The organism is Paenibacillus praedii, assembly GCF_049725345.1.
Taxonomy (GTDB): Bacteria; Bacillota; Bacilli; order Paenibacillales; family Paenibacillaceae; genus Pristimantibacillus.
This window is the reverse complement of the sequence record NZ_JBMWAM010000014.1, coordinates 62,428-80,203: the sequence shown is the minus strand read 5'-3', so window position 1 is coordinate 80,203 and position 17,776 is coordinate 62,428. Positions and strand designations below refer to the sequence as shown.

Genomic DNA, 17,776 nt, shown 5'->3' with positions numbered 1-17,776 from the left:
ACCATTGGAGGGATTATCGTGAAGAAATTATCCACCACGGCATTTTTATGTATTATGGTTTTCGCACTGATCTTGTCCGCGTGCGGCTCGGGCAGCGGAAGTTCGGCAACAAATGAGAACAAGGCCGCAAATACTTCGACTGAAACGAACGCAGCGGCCGATAATACGGCGGCTGCGGACAACACCGCCGCCGATAATACCGGAGTTGTCGAAAATGCGCCTAATCCGGATTTGTCGGGCGAGGTGACATTGTGGACATTCGCTGACGGCACATTGAAGCCTATCGTGCCGCTGTTTAACAAAACATTCCCGAACATTAAGATCAACATTATACAGATGGATTTTGCACAAATGCATGACAAAGCGTTAACCGCTATCGCATCCGGCTCCGGTGGGCCCGACATCGTGATGATCGAGGGCGGCATGATCAAGAAGTTCAACACCATTGAAGGCCTGGAAAATCTTCTCGACCCGCCGTATGATGCCGGCGCGTACCAATCCCAATTTCCTGAGGGCAACTGGGACCGTTGGACGTCGCTGGACGGCAATAAGCTGATCGGATTCCCATGGGATATGCCGCCGGGCGTTACGTTCTACCGGGCCGATATTATGGAGGAGAACGGCTTCCCGTCCGATCCGATGGAATTGGGCGAGTTCATGCAGGATCCGGAGAACGTCTTGAACATCGCAAAAACGCTAAAGGCCCAAGACAAGTATATTTTCGAATGGCGCGACCAGCCGATGGGTCTGCTCAACTCGGGTATCGGCTACTTCGACCGTGATTTGAATTGGCTGCGCAACACCGAAACGTGGCAAGAAGGCTTGGATCTTTCCAAGCGTGTTGCCCAGCAGAAGCTTTTCCTGGGCCAAAGCATTTGGGCCAAGGAAGGCCAGCAGGCGATTAACAGCGGCAAATTGGCATTCGTTTATATCGGATCGTGGGGACAAGGCAACATCAAGGATTGGGGCAAGAGCGCCGCAGGTAAATGGAGAGCCACGACGCTTCCGTTCAACGCATACGGCGGCATGGGCGGATCGACACTGTCGATTCTTTCCCAGAGCAAGAACAAGGAGATCGCATGGGAGTTCATCAAGTTCGCGCTGGCTTCCGAGGAAGGGCAAACGCAGAATATCAAGGACGGCGTCCAGCCGAGCTGGCTGCCGGCGATGGACCTCCCTGCATATTCCGAACCAAGAGTGGTGGACGTAGAGTTTTTCGGCGGACAGAAGCTTGGCGAACTGTATCGCGCACTCGTAGAAAAAATTCCGCCTTCCATCGGCACGCCGCTCGACGACGACGCGCAAAAAGTATTCGGTGACGGCATCAATAAAGCGCTTGACCAGAACCAAGATTCGAAATCGGCGCTGGCGAAGATCGCGGACGACGTCGAAAGAGCGATATCCGCCAAAAAAACGAAGCTGCTACAACAGATCGGTCAATAATTAAACAGAGCCGTTCCAAAAGGCTCTCCCAAAGTCATCACAGTGAATTGTGACCCGTAAGGGGCTGTCCAGAAAGTCAGTGAATACTGACTTCTGGTCCGCCCCTGTTTTCGTTATATGTAAAAAAACACAAAAAAAATCGTCTTTTCTTGAAAAATGGAAGTTACCACACACCCATTCAGGAAAGGTCGATTTTTTGGCGTAATCTAATGACTACTACTGAACAGTATACCATGCAACTAACACTTCCTCTAGGAGATATGGAAGAAATAGAGGCGTCCAAACGAAGATTGGCCCCTACCTTTAAATCTTACGACAATAAGCAGGCGCAGATGATTCTGGATCTGGAGCTATTCATCCCTGATCACCATGTGGCGCGTGTGATTGATGAGATGATCGAATCGATTCCAGATCAGCAACTGTTTGCTCACTATACAGGGGGAGACCGCTGCTCCTACCATCCTAAAATGATGCTCAAGGTGATTCTTTACGGCTACTCGCAAAAGGTCTACTCCTGCCGCGGGATCGAAAAGCTGCTGCGCGAAAACCTCCCAGCTATGTGGCTGGCTGCCATGCAGTATCCGGACTTCCGGACCTTGAACGACTTTCGTGGGGTGCGGATGAAGGCGTTCATGGACGAGCTATTTGAAACGATGATCCAAAGGCTTATCGCGGATAATTACATCACGATGGAGCAGTACTTTTTAGATGGCACGAAGATCGAAGCCGACGCTAACAAGTATTCGTTTGTGTGGAAAAAATCCACGCTGCGCTTCGAGGCCAAGCTGAAGGAGAAGGTGCAGGAGACCCTTGCGCATATTCATACGCTCATACAGCAAGAAGCTGGCGAATACGCAGCGGCAAATCCAGATGAGCTTCCTGGCCGGCTCGAGGAAGCAGCCGTTGAAACAGATTCGGGAAGACCTTCTTCCAAGGCTCGCCAAATACGAGCAGCAGAAAGGCTGCTTTGGCGATCGCAACAGTTATTCTAAAACCGATCCAGATGCCACGTTTATGCGGATGAAGGATGATCACATGAAAAATGGCCAACTGAAACCGTGCTACAATGTGCAAATGGCGACGGAAAACCAGTTCATTTTGTTTTACAGCATCCACCAGCGACCTACCGATACGCGCTGCTTCATCCCGCATATGGAGCGACTGGCTGCGTCTTCTTTGCCTATGCCTAAAACGGTGGTTGCCGATGCGGGCTATGGAAGTGAAGAGAACTATTTGTATGCGATAGGGGAAGAAAAGGAGCGGCGATTTGATTTCCTTATTCCCTATGGCAGCTTCATGAAAGAGAAAACACGTCGTTACAAGAAGGACATTCGGCACGCTTCTAACTGGACGTACGAGGAGCTAGATGATCGATTCATTTGTCCGAATGGCCGTTACGTTCGCTTTAAGAAATACCAAACGAAGAAAAATGCATCTGGTTTGGAGCAAAGCTTCAAGATATATGAATGTGAAGATTGCAGCAACTGCCCCTTCAAGCCCACATGCACCCAAGCAAAGGGGAACCGTCAGGTACACTGGAATACGGTTTGGGAAGAGTTAAAAGCAAAGGCCAAAAAAGCCCTTGAGGATGACGAGAAGTCCGCCATCTATGCTCGGCGTAAAGTCGAGGTAGAAAGCGTATTCGGTCACATCAAGGGCAACCGGTCGTTCCGGCGGTTCTCCTTGCGAGGGCTAGGCAAGGTTCACACGGAGTTTGGGATTGTGGCCTTAGCCCACAATCTGCTAAAAGTGGCGGGCATCCGCCTCGCTGCATTCCTGCAAAAGCAGGCATACAAAAAGGCTGGACGGAAAACCTTGCGTTTTCTCGCCCAACCTTTTTATTTTGGGGACTTATTGGACGGCCCCTTTTAGTTTTTTATAATCTGTAATATCCAGATGTACTTCTGGTTGTTAATAAGTTATTAAACATGATATAAGTGTAAAAGGACTCGAACATTTGGCTTATGAATTTTAGACGAGAGTCTGATGTAGTATCTATAATGAGAGGATTTGAGTTTGAATTGATAGATAATTTTTGGCGTGATTTACCACGACCATTTTTTGTGCTTGCACCAATGGAAGATGTAACGGATGTTGTTTTTCGCCATGTGGTAAGTAAAGCAGGTAGACCTGATGTGTTTTTTACGGAGTTTACAAACACAGAGAGTTATTGTCACCCAGATGGGTACAAAAGTGTGCGTGGGCGTTTGATGTTTACAGAGGATGAACAGCCAATGGTTGCACATATATGGGGGGATAAGCCCGAATATTTCCGTCAAACGAGCATTGGGATGGCAGAGCTAGGATTTAAAGGCATAGATATCAATATGGGCTGCCCTGTTCCAAATGTCGCATCGAGAGGGAAGGGGAGTGGCCTTATTCTTCGCCCACATGTTGCAGCAGAAATTATCCAAGCAGCAAAAGCGGGAGGACTTCCCGTAAGTGTGAAAACAAGACTTGGATTCATGGAGGTAGACGAGTGGCATGAGTGGCTAACGCATATATTAAAACAGGATATTGCGAATCTTTCTGTTCATTTACGTACAAGGAAGGAAATGAGTCAAGTGGATGCGCATTGGGAGCTGATTCCGGAAATTAAAAAATTACGTGATGAAGTGGCACCAAATACCCTTCTAACCATTAACGGAGATATTCCTGACCGTGAAACAGGGCTAAAGCTTGCGGAGCAATACGGTGTAGATGGCGTTATGATTGGGCGCGGAATATTTAGTAATCCGTTTGCTTTTGAAAAAGAAGCAAAAGTTCATAGCCCGAAAGAATACCTAGAGCTTCTAAAATTGCACCTTGATCTCCATGATCAATATATCGAAGAGCTGCCACGTGCAATGTCAGGGCTTCAGCGCTTCTTCAAAGTATATGTCAAAGGCTTTCGTGGGGCTAGTGAATTAAGACATCAAATGATGAACACAAAGTCAACGGATGAAGTGCGTGCACTGCTCCATAACTTTGAAAAGAATGTGGAAGATCACACTGATTAGAAGGACAATTAAATCGTAGATGTATTGGTTGGTGTAAAGAATGTAGATGGGCTTCTGCCCCTCTATTTCTTTTTATGCTTGATGACATGCAAATGCTTATATAAGAATGTTGGAACAGGTAATGTTTCGTTTATTGTATTATGGATAATAGAATGAATGCCTGAATAGGTATTTATAATATAGAACATGGGAGGATTACATGTCCTGGAGCAAATTGAAGCAGCAGCTGGAGAGCTTTCTCTGTCCTGCGTTATTTGGCAGGGTCGAATACCGTGCAACCAGCTACCGTTATTTACCTGATAAATCAGGACTTTGTTATATTGCGGTAGATAAAAAGAACGTGTTCAATATGAGTGATATAACTACCTTAATCAGATGGTATCAGACGGAGCTGGAAATTAAGAATGATTCAGATATCCAAATTCCTATTAACAATGAAGATATTGAAGCGGTCAGAAAGGACACCAAGGGGACAGTTCCGGAGGACCGTCTAAAAGTAATTGCAAGAAGTAGAAAACGATCAGAATATGCAAAGGAGCTTTTGTCAGCACAGTCATCATTAAGTAAATCAAACTTTATCGTTGTAACTAATAAGTTTTTATCCCTTTCTATAGAGGAAAGCATAGAAAGCAATGATATCTTATTGAATATTCTAGCTTTGGTGGACAGACGAGTTGGAAAAAAGCGAATTATAAACATGTCCGAGAATATGAAATTAAAGCATCCAATTGTGCAGTATTTTTATGAACTACGGCTTAGCACGTTATGAAAATAAATAACTCACTCACCTCCAATCTAGAGCCCTGCAAGGGAATAGTATCTGTAAAATGAAACCCAGTACCTCGATGGTACTGGGTTTGTTGTAAAATGGAAGAAAAGTAAAATTAGATGAAATCGAAGATTTATAAGAACCTTGATATATTGGATGACCGCGAGAAAGGAGTCGTTATTGGCCGTTTTGGATTGGAGCATGGCGGGGACGAGCGAGAGATTGCGAAGGAGCTCGGAATTAGCAGGAGCTATATGTCACGGGTTGAAAAAAAGGGCGCTCATGAAATTGTATCATGAGTTTTATAAGGTGAGGAGGTATAATGCTAGACTAAATAGTAGACAGAGATTACACTGACATAATAACTGATTTCGGAGGACTGGATGAAGAAGTTCGGCAGTGAGCCGGAAATCGCCCAGCAGCAAACGTTTAAGTCCGAAGATCACCAATTACGGGAGATGCAAAAACAAATACGTGAACTGCAAGAAGAGAACGAAATTTTAAAAAAGGCCATGCACTTCTTCGCGAAAGACCGTCGGTAAAATATGAATTCATCCATGAATACCGCTCCGAGTACCGACTGGAGAAGTTGTGCAAGGTAATGGAAGTATCTCGCAGCGGATATTACAAATGGAAGGACCGCCCAGAGAGCTGGGCCGGCCACACTAAGTTAGACAAAAAAATAAGGGCTAGTAGAATGAAGCTATAAACGGAGGAGCGAATCTACTATGCCAAAGCAAAGACGTACGTTTACAGCGGAATTTAAACAACAGATGGTACAGCTTTATGAAAACGGGAAGACAAGAGCGAGCATTGTCTAGGAGTATGATTTGAGCGCATCTGCGCTGGAGCGTTGGATATCGAAAATCCAGAAATCGGGTTCATTTACAGAGAACGCGAATCGAACGATAGAAGAAAATGAACTGCTTGCTTTGCGGAAAGAAAAACAGCGTCTGAAGATGGAGAACGACATTTTAAAGCAAGCCGCGCTGATCATGGGACGAAAGTAAATGTGATTCGCAATAATGCACACAAATACTCGGTATCAGCAATGTGCGAAGTACTGCAGCTGCCACGAAGAACCTATTACTACAAACCTGAACCTGCTGAAAACGAAGGAGTGCAGCGGCTTGAGGATGCGGTTGTCGATATCTTCACAGCCAGTCGAAATAACTACGGGACACGCAAAATAAAGGTGGAATTATGCAAGCGATGCCTGGCAGCCTCGCGCCGCTTATTCGTGGACCTCTTTAACTGTGAAATCATTGGGTGCAGCAGTGGCCCTAGAAAGACAGCAGAGTTTGTTTACAAAGCCATAAGTGGAGTATACGAGCAGTAGAAAACTAACTGGGGGATATTTCCTGATAGTTCCTCAATCTCCGTATGCCCAGTACACCATCTCAACCGGTATTATCCGTGTTTGCATCCTAATATTAACCTGTTTCATGGTGATGAAATTCTGCCAATGAGTGAGTATAAAGATAAACCCTTAGACCTCGTGACGGGAGACGATAGCAATGACTACATGACAACAGCCGGTCAGCACCGATCGGCTGCTTTTTTCGTTAAATTATGAGATTATTAAGTGTTCATGGTACATCCATGGAAATGAATGCCGGATCCCGTTATAATGAATCGAAGTTTCATTCATTATTTATAAAAAAATGAGGGATTGACCATGAGAGGTTTTGCCATTTTGCTCGGAGCTACAATGCTGGGCAATGCCATTCAAAAGTTGTTGTCATTACCGTTATCCGGAAACGTAATAGCCTTGATGCTTCTTGTCGTTAGTTTGTTCGCGGGGTGGATTAAGCTGGCGTGGATAGAGGATACCGCCCAATTTTTATTGAAGCATATGATGATTTTTTTTGCTCCGGTGATCGTTGGGACAATGGTGTTTTTTGGAGCTATAGGAGCGGAGTGGCTGACGGTAGCAGTCGCTCTGTTAGGGGCAACCCTTATCGTTCTGATCGTAACCGGTGGGCTGTCTACATGGCAGGCGGGTAGAAAGAAGGAACATTCGAATGAATGAAGTATGGACCCAGGAACCGTTGTTTGGGATAACGGTGACCGTGGCATTTTATGTAGCCGCACAAAGGCTTAGCCTACGATTCCGTTGGCTTAATCCCTTGCTATTTGCTTCTGGAGGGATAATCGCGCTTCTGCTGGTGTTTGATATTCCTTATGAGGACTATAGTGTAGGGGGAGATATCATTACATTTTTTCTCGGTCCCGCGACTGTAGCACTCGCAGTACCATTTTATAAATATGCAAGTAAGTTAAAAGGACAACTGCTTCCGATTGCTGCAGGAGTAAGCGCGGGGGTGGTCTGCGGGATGCTTGCCGTATTAGGAATATCCATGCTTCTGGGGGCCTCTGAACAAATTATGCTTACCCTGTTGCCCAAATCGGTTACTACTCCAGTAGCAATTGAAATCGCCAAATCGACAGGCGGTATCCCTGAATTGGCTGGCGTGTTTGCCGTCTTGACGGGACTAATCGGCAGTATCATTGGCCCTCCATTTCTAAAGTTGTGCAGAATCCATAGCGATGTGGCCATCGGTGCGGCAATTGGAACGGCGGCCCATGGAATTGGAACGGCACGCATTCTACGTGATTCCGAGACGAAAGGCAGTATTAGCGCTTTTGCTATGGGCCTGTCGAGTATGCTTACTCCATTGTTTTGTATGCCGTTTATTTGGTGGTTTCAATAAGTGTAAGGAATATGGGAGCGTAGACTCTGTGAGACATGGGAGGGCTGACCGCCATGAGGCTATGTGGAGATCCAAAGGTACGACATATATCTCCAGAATATCCACTTTTTATAACGAGTGGTCAGAGTGGATGTCTTTTTTCGCTTTCTTCGCCCCTATATTTTTCATCTTCTACAGACTTGTCCCATCTAATGGTCGTCTTGTACGAAAGAAAAACGTTCAAAATCTAAGAAAACAAGCATATTTAAGTGGAAAACGATTCTCCATGGAGGGAGGATAGTCAAACTTATCGCTTGACTTGGAGTTAGCTCCAGGGGATAGACTATCCTTAGACCCGTTAGAAAGCGAGGAACAGATGAAATGGAATATGTGAAACTAGGCAAGACAGGCTTGGATGTGTCTCGACTTTGTCTTGGCTGTATGAGCTTTGGTGTAGCAGATCGGTGGATTCATCCATGGGTACTTGATGAGGAACGTAGTCGTCCAATCATAAAGAAAGCTTTGGAGCTTGGCATCAATTTTTTTGATACGGCGAACATGTATTCAGATGGAACGAGCGAAGAGATTGTTGGGCGTGCTCTAAAGGATTTTGCTAATAGGGATGAAATTGTCCTTTCGACCAAGGTGCATTTTCGCATGCACCAGGGACCTAATGGTCAAGGACTATCCAGAAAAGCGATTATGAGTGAAATTGATAAGAGCTTAAAAAGGCTGGGAACCGATTATGTAGACCTTTATCAAATTCATCGTTGGGACTACAATACTCCTATCGAAGAAACGATGGAGGCATTGCATGATGTTGTGAAGGCAGGGAAGGCAAGATACATTGGTGCTTCTGCTATGTACGCATGGCAGTTCCTAAAGGCACTACATGTAGCTGAAAAAAATGGATGGACCCGTTTTGTGTCGATGCAGAATCATTTAAACCTTATATACCGTGAAGAGGAAAGGGAGATGCTGCCACTTTGTAAGGAAGAAAAGATCGGTGTGATTCCATATAGCCCGCTCGCATCAGGAAGATTGACGCGTGATTGGTCGGAAACAACGCATCGTTCCGAAACCGATCAAGTTCAAAAGTCTAAATACGATGCTACTGCGAATTCGGATCGAGTGATTGTGGAGCGCGTTGCAGCGGTCGCAGAAAAGCGTGGCGTTCCCCGCGCTCATATCGCAATGGCCTGGTTATTGCAGAAAGAACCAGTAACAGCTCCCATCATCGGTGCTACAAAAATGTCTCATCTCGAAGATGCGGCAGCTGCTCTTTCGATTACTTTAACACCTGAAGAAATTGCGTCGCTGGAGGAGCCTTATGTTCCCCATAGGGTAGTAGGTGCAATTTGATATAAAAACGACAAGAACGCCCTGTCCATTTTATTGGTTCTTGATCTGATATTAGGAAGTGAAGTTTACGTGTTGATCGCAAAAGTAAGTGAAGAATATGATTTGTCACAGGACACACTCCGCTATTATGAACGAATTGGACTTATCCCACGCGTGAACCGCAATAAAAGCGGAATCAGGGATTATACGGAAGAGGACTGCAGGTGGGTAGAGTACATTAAATGTATGCGTGGTGTCGGCCTTCCAGTCGAGACTTTAATCAAGTATGTCGAGTTGTTTCAGCAGGGTGATGAGACGATGGATGCTCGAAAAAAGCTCCTAGTTGAGCAGCGCAATCAACTTGCCAATAAAATGGAAGAGATGAAGAAAGTGCTTGAGCGTATGGATGACAAAATCGCAAGATATGAGCAAACAATAGTGGAAAAAGAAAAAATATTAACTGCTCCACAAAACAAATAGTGATGCGTCACTGCTTCTTCTCTTTTTAATAAAAGGATATTGGGTTTATCTCTATCTTGGTCTATAATGAAGCAAGTTTACATGATTACCAGGATTCATAAATTTGGAATAGTTTGGGAGAAGATCAAACGATGTCTGCAACAAAAAAATATGATCGCTTAAGATTAGTATTGCTGTTAGGTGCTTTTTCAGCTCTTGGTCCACTTACAATTGACATGTATTTGCCGTCGTTTCCGCAAATTACCGCTGATTTTGGAACCAGGGCTTCTCTTGTTCAGCTTAGTTTGACAGCATGCCTCATTGGCTTAGGTTTAGGTCAAATTATTATGGGACCATTAAGTGACGTTCATGGGAGACGCAAGCCAATTATTATTTCACTTATTTTTTATCTGGTTGCTTCGTTTGTCTGTGCGATCTCCCCGAATATTTATTGGTTTATAGCTGCACGCTTTGTTCAGGGTTTTGCTGCCTCTGCGGGAATTGTTATCTCCAGAGCAATCGTACGCGATCTATACAGCGGAACAGAATTAACGAAGTTTTTCTCCATGCTCATGCTTGTAAATAATCTGTTTCCTATGATTGCGCCTATGGCTGGCAGCGGTGTTATCTCCTTTACAACGTGGGTAGGTGTCTTTTTCGTACTGAGCATTGTTGGTTTACTGCTCGTTATTTTGGCAACGATGAATTTAAAAGAAACCTTGCCTGCCCAGAATCGGGTATCCGGTAACTTCGGAGAGCTGTTCACCGGTATTCAAACTCTGCTTAAAGATCGGCAGTTCCTCGGCTATGCGCTAGCACAAGGCATTATGATTGGGGGCGTATTTGCCTACGTATCGGGGACTCCATTTGTTTATCAAAATATTTATGGAGCTTCTCCACAACTTTTCGCGCTGTTGTTCGCATCCAATGGAATAAGCTTAATTATTGGCTCACAGGTCGTTGGACGGTTTAGCAAATCGTTCTCGGAGCGCAAATTTGTAATCCTTGGTTTGCTGTTGTCTTGTACAGCTAGTTTTGCAGCGTTGCTCGTTATTTTAATGCACGGTCCTTTACTGGCATTGGTTATTCCTCTGTTCTTCTTTGTGGCGTCAATCGGCATGACGGCAACAGCTTCTTTTGTTCTGGCGATGGGATCACAAAGTCAAAGAGCAGGAAGTGCAGCTGCCCTGCTTGGCTTGTTGCCTTTTGTGATTGGGGCATGTACTTCACCACTAGTCGGCGTTGCCGGAGAGAATTCCGCGGTTCCGATGGGGATCATCATCTTGTCCACTAGTCTTCTTGCTCTTTTCGCATTCTTTGGACTCACACAGAAGCCGCAAATTAAGCTTACTAATAACCATATTGCAACAAAGGCTTCCCAATAAAGTCTCTGGTTGTTGTAAGGCTCTTGGTTTACCATATACTTTTTTATTATTTGGATTGAATAAAGTTTGGAATGACTTGAATAACTCCTGTCATTCCAAACTTTATTTTTAGTTGTCATCAGCCTTAAGGGTTTAAAGGTAGGACCGAACATATCTCCCAGTTCAATGGGACAGAAAAACTCTCCATTTCGGGAGAGCCCTTCACTGGCAGCGATAAGCTCATGTTCGATTTTACATCAGGTTGTGTCCACAACGTCAAAAAATTCGATAATACAGGGGAAGATTTAGAGGATCTGATCTCGATCGGAACGATTGGATTGATCAAAGCTATTGAGAGCTTTCAGACCGGTAAAGGCACGAAGCTTGCTACGTTCGCGGCTCGCTGTATCGACAATGAAATACTTATGCACTTGCGGTCGTCGTTGAAGAAAACGAGGAAGGATGTCTCGCTGCAATGACCCTATTGGAACGGACAAAGAGGGCAATGAAATTACCCTGATTGATATTCTCGGTACGGAAGCGGACGATGTGGTAGACCGGGTGCAATTGAAGATTGAGAAGAGCAAGATTTATAAGAACCTCGATATCCTCGATGACCGGGAACAAGAGGTGATTCGCGGCCGGTTCGGCCAAGATTGGGTGGGGAAGAGAGGACACAGCAGGAGATTGCGAAGGAGTTGGGATTTCGCGCTCGTACGTGTCGCGGATCGAGAAACGGGCGCTGATGAAGCTGTACCATGAGTTTTATAAGCAGAAGAAGTGAGTTTGTGATAAGGACTAGGGGAATTTCTTCCCTAGTCCTTTATCTGTTTAGGTTAATTTTAAATTTTAATCAATAACCATGAGAATATTATGTAAGTTAATATAACAGTTTGTGTAATGTAAATTAATACTATGTACAGAATCGATAAATTTAAACTATTATCTTAGATGTTTTGTCCAATGACAATCCTATGTACCATTGATATTATGTTAATATACCTTACATTAAGGTTTTTATTTGTATATATCAATCCTATTATCATAACGAAGGGGTTAGTCAGCTTTTGAAAAATACTCGTGGGAGTGAGAGTATGAGGAGTTATATTGTTAAATCTTTGTTTCAGATCATCCCGGTTCTATTAATTATTTCTTTTGTCGTATTTTCACTTATTTATCTTACCGGTGATCCAATAGCACTTATGATTTCAGACAATGCCTCGCCACAACAAATTGAAGAGTTGCGGGAAGCCCTTGGATTAAATCGTCCATTTTATGTTCAATACGGGATTTATATCATGAACTTGCTTCAAGGTGATTTCGGTGTTTCCTACGTTTACCAGGAAGATGCATTGTCGATCGTATTGGATCGATTGCCTGCGACCCTATTGTTAGGGTCTGTATCCGTCATTCTCGCCATTTTAGTTTCTATTCCTCTAGGCATTTTATCTGCAATAAAGAGAAATACATACATCGATTTAATTATTTCCGGCTTTTCGGTTGTAGGAAAGGCGATACCGAACTTTTGGCAAGGGATTATGATGATCTTGGTCTTCTCAATTATTTTGGGAATGTTCCCCGTTTCCGGGAACGGGACGTGGAAGCATTTGGTGCTCCCGGCAATCACCCTGGGCAGTAGCGCTGCCGCAGAAATTACCCGATTAGTCCGTTCCAGCATGCTTGATATTCTAAATCAGGATTATGTGCGGACGGCAAAAAGTAAAGGTGTTCCTAACCACATCGTTATTTTCAGACACGCTTTCAGAAATTGCCTTATCCCTGTCATTACTATTATGGCTGCTCAGATTTCGGGTATTGTCGGCGGTGCGGTGATCACAGAATCCGTCTTTGCCTGGCCGGGCATGGGACAATTATTGGTAAAGGCAATCAGTGTTCGGGATATGGCTGTTGTACAGGCTATTGTCTTTGTAAGTGCTTTGGCGATTATCCTCATGAATTTCTTGGCGGATATAACCTATCGTCTTACAGATCCGAGGATCAAATATTAGGAGGTGATAAAACGTGTCCCTGGAAACGCAACTTAATCAAGCGGCCAATAAAAAATTTGACTTCAGTAATGAATGCAAAGCAATAGGACGTTGGAGAAATCTGCTTTTATCCAGTAAAACCGGTACGGCGGGTTTCGTCATCGTAACCATTGTCCTGGTTACTGCGCTGTTGGCACCTTATCTTGCTCCCCATGATCCGGCTCTGATGAATGCGAGGAACACGCTTGCTCCGCCTTTCTGGATGGAAAAGGGCACAACGGATCATCTATTGGGAACGGATAATCTTGGAAGAGACATATTGAGCCGGATTATCTATGGTACGCAGATTTCTTTGCTGGTAAGCGTGGTGTCGGTCCTAATAGCCGGGGTAATAGGGATATTTCTTGGGGTTGTCTGCGGCTTCTATGGAGGCAGATGGTTCGATATTCTCATTATGCGTGTGGTTGATGCCAAAATGGCGATTCCGGGAATCTTGCTGATGTTAGTCATTATCAGTGTCTTCGGGACAAGTGTAACTACATTGATTCTGGTATTAGGCTTTACCGAGTGGACAGCTTATACGCGCCTTGTGCGCGGTGAGGTTTTAAGTATTAAACAGCTTGACTATGTCCGGGCAGCCCGTTCGATCGGAACCAAGGACCGTGTCATTATGTTCAAACATATTCTCCCCAATATTATCTCGATCTGTATTGTAATCTCCACCTTAACAGTAGGAGGAAATATTGTCTTGGAAGCCTCCCTCAGTTTCTTGGGTCTGGGCGTTCAGCCGCCGATTGTTTCATGGGGTTATATGCTAAACGAGGGCAGAGATCATATTGCAACGAGCTGGTGGATTTCCACTTTTCCCGGGATCGCGATTACTCTTACTGTGCTGGGCATTATTTTCCTTGGAGATTGGCTGCGGGATGTATTCGATCCCCGTACCTGAAACTTGCTTGTCAATGACATTTTCGGTGGTTAAGGGGGTAGTTCAGTGTTGTCAAAGCAAATGCTGCTGCAGGTACATGAGTTGAAGACTTATTTTATGACGGAGACGGGTACAACTCGTTCCGTTGACGGCGTGTCGTTCAACATCAAGCATGGAGAGGTCCTGGGTATTGTAGGTGAGTCGGGTTCCGGGAAAAGTGTTACCTCATATTCCGTAATGGGGGTTGTTGAAGCACCTGGGAAAATAGTGGGCGGAGAGATTTTGTTTGAAGGGAAAGACATTACCAAGATCTCTAAAAAAGAATTGAGAAAGCTCCAAGGCAACTCCATTTCCATGATCTTTCAGGAGCCTCTCACCTCGCTAAATCCGCTTCTGACTATTGGCTATCAGATCTCCGAAAATATTTCACTGCACCAAAAAGTAAATAGAAAGTCAGCGAAGCAAAAAAGTATCGATATGTTAAATCGAGTGGGCATTCCGCGTGCTGACGAAATGTATCACGCCTATCCTCATGAATTAAGCGGGGGAATGAGACAGCGTGTCATGATTGCGATCGCCTTGTCTTGCAATCCGAAGCTGCTCATTGCCGATGAGCCTACAACAGCTTTGGACGTAACCATTCAAGCTCAAATTTTAAATCTCATGAAAAATCTAAGGGTAGAGTTAAATACTTCAATCATGATGATTACGCATGATTTGGGTGTTATCGCCGAAATGGCGGATCGGGTGATCGTGATGTACGCCGGTCAAGTCGTAGAGGAAGGAAATGTGTTTGAACTGTTCAGATCCCCAAAACATCCGTACACATTAGGCTTGATAAACAGCACCCCCAAGATTAATGAAACGAAAGAATGGCTTGACTCCATTCCCGGAACGGTTCCGAGTCCTTCCGAAATGCCGACAGGTTGCCGGTTCCATCCGAGATGCAGGTTTGCAATGAAGCAATGTCTGGATCATGAGCCTTTACTCCGTGAGCTGAAATCCGGTTCTGCGGTAAGATGCTGGCTGCATGAGGAGGGGGAGGTGAGTTTAATTGACTCATTTGAAGAAGAACGAGCAGCCTTTATTGGAGGTTAGGGGATTAAAGAAGCATTATGATCTTGCAAAGGGGTGGTTTGCCAAAGAACGAAAAGTTTTAAAAGCCGTAGATGGTGTCGATTTTAAGGTTTTTAGCGGAGAGACTTTCGGAATCGTTGGAGAATCCGGCTGCGGGAAATCAACTACCGGAAACGTGATCCTCCGATTACTGGAGGCAACGGATGGAGAAATCCTATTCGAGGGTCAAGATTTAAGGTTGTTGACCCCCGAACAAATGAGAGAGAAGAGAAAAGATATTCAAATGATATTTCAAGATCCTTTCTCTTCCCTTAATCCAAGACTGAAGGTGTCGGAAATTATTGCCGAGCCATTGCGTTCCCACAACATCATGAGAGGAAAGCAACTGCAGCAGCAAGTGCTTGAGTTGATGGAAACGGTGGGGTTAAGCGCCTCATATGCAAATCGCTATCCCCACGAATTCAGCGGCGGGCAGCGTCAGCGAATTGGAATTGCCAGAGCATTGGCCTTAAAACCAAAGCTTATCGTATGTGACGAAGCCGTCTCAGCACTTGATGTTTCCATACAGGCACAGATCTTAAATTTGCTGTCCAGGCTCCAAAATGAATTCAAACTGACCTTTATCTTCATAGGTCACGGTTTGCCTGCGGTTAAGCATATCAGTGATCGAATCGCAGTCATGTATATGGGGAAAATTGTTGAAATGGCCGGTAAAGAACAGTTGTTCAGTCATCCCCGTCATCCTTATACAAAAGGGCTGCTGTCATCCATCCCGATTCCCGACCCTTCCTTGCAGAGTGTGAAGAAAACAGCTATCCTCAACGGCGACATACCTAATGGGGTCAATCCTCCCAAGGGATGCAATTTTCACACGCGCTGTCCTTATGTAAGTGATAAGTGCAAGGAAATCGAGCCGCTTTTGAAAGAAACCGGAAAAGAAGGTCAATTGGCCGCTTGTCACTATCCTCTAGCAGCCAATGATGAATAAGATTCAAATGTTAATTAACAAAAAATAATAGGATGGCGGGTGTCAGAGATGATAAGAAGAGCAATAACAAAGTTAGGCATATTAGTGTTCATTTTTGTAATGGTTGTGGTTTCCGCCTGCAGCAATCAAGCAGGAAACAACGTATCGACTAACACGTCTTCCGAATCGGAAAAAGCATCCGCTCAATCGGGAAGCAATGTACTTACCATCGCTCTAAGTCAGGATGTAGATACCTTTGACACGCATAATACAACGTCGATTTCAACAGAAGGGGTCATGGTAAATCTGCTGAGCTATTTGATCAAGAGGGATAATTCGGGAAAGCCGCATCCTCATTTAGCGGAATCTTATGAAAGCAAAGACGATGTGACTTGGTCGTTTATTTTAAAAGACAACCTTAAATTCCACAACGGAGACACCCTTACTTCCCAAGATGTTAAATTCTCCCTTGAACGAGTGGCTAAGGATAAAACGCTAAAACAATACCAGAACTATAAATCGATTCAAGAAGTAAAAATTATCGATGATACTCATTTTGAAATTATTACGAATGGTCCAGATCCTGTGCTGCCTTATAGATTAGCCAGAGAAGGCGCAGGTATTTTGCCGAAGAAGTATATTGATGAGTCAGGCTGGGAAGCTTTTCTCAAGCATCCGATCGGCAGCGGGCCGTATGAATTCGTTGAATGGATAAAAGGCGATAAGCTGTTCATGAAGAAATTCAAAGAATATTTTGGCGGGGATGTTACCGACTGGGATACCGTTGTTTTTCGGACCATAACTGAGACTTCAACTCGTATTGGAGAATTATTGACAGGTGGTGTTCAAATTGCAACCTCGATACCGCCGACGGATTGGGATCGGGTCAATAATAATGAAGGAACCTCTGTAGTCAATGGGGATCAAACGGGTGTAATGATGCTGATGGTCAATCAAAGTAAAGAGTTTAAAACGTCGGATCCAAAAGTCCGGGAGGCCATTGATTATGCGATTGACAGACAGGCGTTGATTGATAAATATTCACCCGGATCGGTAAGCACGAGAACGCGCATTGTCCCTGGTGTCCCGGGATTTGAAGAAAGCTTGTATAATACAAACCGATACGATCCGGAGCGGGCAAAACAGCTGCTTCAAGAAGCTGGCTATAATGACGGCAATAAGTTGGAAATTACCTATACGGCTTCGCAAGGACGTACCTATGCGGACAGCGAAACAGCCCAGATGATTGCCGGTATGCTGGAAGCTGTCGGGATCAAGGTGAACCTTGAATTACTGGAAGCAAGTAAATATGTGGATGTCCGAACAACCGGTAAAAATAAAGAACTCCTCCAAACGGGCTGGAACAACACATTATTCGATCCGTCTCTGGCATTAGGCCATTTTCATTCCACCTATAATCCAAAGGGCTTCGGTTATCAGAACCCTACAGTTGACGAGTTGTTGGACAAGGCAGCCGTTAATATGAATCCGGAAGAGAGAGAGGAGCAGTACAAACAGGTTCAGCGGATCGTAGCTGAGGAGCTACCTTATGTATATCTGTATGTTATGAAAGATTTCTATGGCGTCAGTGATGTTGTTACCTACGAGCCTCGTGTCGATACCATGTTCTACGTCGAAGAGATCAAAAAGAAATAGCAGACTAACGGATCTCTGCAAGTGTTCCATAGACGCCAATGCTGTGTATCTGTGGAATACTGCAGCGATCGAGGCAGGTAAAAATGTTTATT

The 17,776-nt window shown here is 44.7% G+C and carries 18 protein-coding genes and 2 pseudogenes; all 20 read left to right on the top strand.

The genetic code is table 11. The features are described from left to right. Positions 1 to 18: 18 nt before the first annotated feature. The 20 genes and pseudogenes from ACO9K6_RS14250 (at position 19) to ACO9K6_RS14155 (ending at position 17,684) form a co-directional block, all read left to right on the top strand. Positions 19 to 1,443, top strand: coding sequence for an extracellular solute-binding protein (locus ACO9K6_RS14250; RefSeq protein WP_424768229.1), 1,425 nt, complete (start codon positions 19 to 21; stop codon positions 1,441 to 1,443). A 209-nt stretch (positions 1,444 to 1,652) separates the two neighbouring features. Then, positions 1,653 to 2,435: a transposase gene (locus ACO9K6_RS14245; RefSeq protein ID WP_424768228.1), complete on the top strand. Its 783-nt coding sequence runs from the start codon at positions 1,653 to 1,655 to the stop codon at positions 2,433 to 2,435. Then, positions 2,347 to 3,315 (top strand): transposase, encoded by a 969-nt coding sequence (locus ACO9K6_RS14240; RefSeq protein WP_424768227.1) that lies wholly within the window; start codon positions 2,347 to 2,349, stop codon positions 3,313 to 3,315. The genes ACO9K6_RS14245 and ACO9K6_RS14240 overlap by 89 nt, the downstream gene beginning before the upstream one ends. Positions 3,316 to 3,443: 128 nt before the next feature. After that, positions 3,444 to 4,442: a tRNA dihydrouridine synthase gene (locus ACO9K6_RS14235; protein WP_424768226.1), complete on the top strand. Its 999-nt coding sequence runs from the start codon at positions 3,444 to 3,446 to the stop codon at positions 4,440 to 4,442. Between the two features lie 199 nt (positions 4,443 to 4,641). Beyond that, positions 4,642 to 5,211: an SF0329 family protein gene (locus tag ACO9K6_RS14230; protein WP_424768225.1), complete on the top strand. Its 570-nt coding sequence runs from the start codon at positions 4,642 to 4,644 to the stop codon at positions 5,209 to 5,211. 122 nt (positions 5,212 to 5,333) lie between these two features. Further along, positions 5,334 to 5,568: pseudogene (locus ACO9K6_RS14225) on the top strand (sigma factor-like helix-turn-helix DNA-binding protein); the annotation flags it as partial. A gap of 26 nt (positions 5,569 to 5,594) precedes the next feature. Next, on the top strand, positions 5,595 to 5,753 hold the full coding sequence (locus ACO9K6_RS14220; protein WP_424768224.1) for a hypothetical protein: 159 nt from the start codon (positions 5,595 to 5,597) through the stop codon (positions 5,751 to 5,753). Positions 5,754 to 6,041: 288 nt separating this feature from the next. Further along, a complete protein-coding gene (locus tag ACO9K6_RS14215) occupies positions 6,042 to 6,221 on the top strand; it encodes a hypothetical protein (protein WP_424768223.1) in 180 nt (59 codons plus the stop codon). Between the two features lie 2 nt (positions 6,222 to 6,223). After that, a complete protein-coding gene (locus ACO9K6_RS14210) occupies positions 6,224 to 6,550 on the top strand; it encodes a hypothetical protein (RefSeq protein WP_424768222.1) in 327 nt (108 codons plus the stop codon). 339 nt (positions 6,551 to 6,889) lie between these two features. Beyond that, positions 6,890 to 7,243 carry a CidA/LrgA family protein gene (locus ACO9K6_RS14205; protein ID WP_424768221.1) on the top strand — a complete coding sequence of 118 codons (354 nt, stop codon included), beginning with the start codon at positions 6,890 to 6,892 and terminating at the stop codon, positions 7,241 to 7,243. Next, positions 7,236 to 7,925 (top strand): LrgB family protein, encoded by a 690-nt coding sequence (locus ACO9K6_RS14200; protein WP_424768220.1) that lies wholly within the window; start codon positions 7,236 to 7,238, stop codon positions 7,923 to 7,925. Before ACO9K6_RS14205 ends, ACO9K6_RS14200 begins: the two co-directional genes overlap by 8 nt. 360 nt (positions 7,926 to 8,285) lie before the next feature. After that, entirely contained in the window at positions 8,286 to 9,266 is a 981-nt protein-coding gene (locus ACO9K6_RS14195) for an aldo/keto reductase (protein ID WP_424768219.1), read from the top strand. 69 nt (positions 9,267 to 9,335) lie between these two features. Then, positions 9,336 to 9,725 carry a MerR family transcriptional regulator gene (locus tag ACO9K6_RS14190; protein ID WP_424768218.1) on the top strand — a complete coding sequence of 130 codons (390 nt, stop codon included), beginning with the start codon at positions 9,336 to 9,338 and terminating at the stop codon, positions 9,723 to 9,725. Positions 9,726 to 9,856: 131 nt separating this feature from the next. Next, on the top strand, positions 9,857 to 11,089 hold the full coding sequence (locus tag ACO9K6_RS14185; protein ID WP_424768217.1) for a multidrug effflux MFS transporter: 1,233 nt from the start codon (positions 9,857 to 9,859) through the stop codon (positions 11,087 to 11,089). 221 nt (positions 11,090 to 11,310) lie between these two features. Next, positions 11,311 to 11,852, top strand: a pseudogene (gene sigK, locus ACO9K6_RS14180) (RNA polymerase sporulation sigma factor SigK). Between the two features lie 310 nt (positions 11,853 to 12,162). Further along, positions 12,163 to 13,077 (top strand): ABC transporter permease, encoded by a 915-nt coding sequence (locus ACO9K6_RS14175; protein ID WP_424768216.1) that lies wholly within the window; start codon positions 12,163 to 12,165, stop codon positions 13,075 to 13,077. A 13-nt stretch (positions 13,078 to 13,090) separates the two neighbouring features. Beyond that, positions 13,091 to 14,005, top strand: coding sequence for an ABC transporter permease (locus ACO9K6_RS14170; protein ID WP_424768215.1), 915 nt, complete (start codon positions 13,091 to 13,093; stop codon positions 14,003 to 14,005). Positions 14,006 to 14,065: 60 nt separating this feature from the next. After that, a complete protein-coding gene (locus tag ACO9K6_RS14165) occupies positions 14,066 to 15,082 on the top strand; it encodes an ABC transporter ATP-binding protein (RefSeq protein ID WP_424768253.1) in 1,017 nt (338 codons plus the stop codon). Beyond that, positions 15,048 to 16,049, top strand: coding sequence for an ABC transporter ATP-binding protein (locus ACO9K6_RS14160; protein WP_424768252.1), 1,002 nt, complete (start codon positions 15,048 to 15,050; stop codon positions 16,047 to 16,049). The genes ACO9K6_RS14165 and ACO9K6_RS14160 overlap by 35 nt, the downstream gene beginning before the upstream one ends. A 48-nt stretch (positions 16,050 to 16,097) precedes the next feature. Continuing rightward, entirely contained in the window at positions 16,098 to 17,684 is a 1,587-nt protein-coding gene (locus ACO9K6_RS14155; protein ID WP_424768214.1) for an ABC transporter substrate-binding protein, read from the top strand. Positions 17,685 to 17,776: the final 92 nt, after the last annotated feature.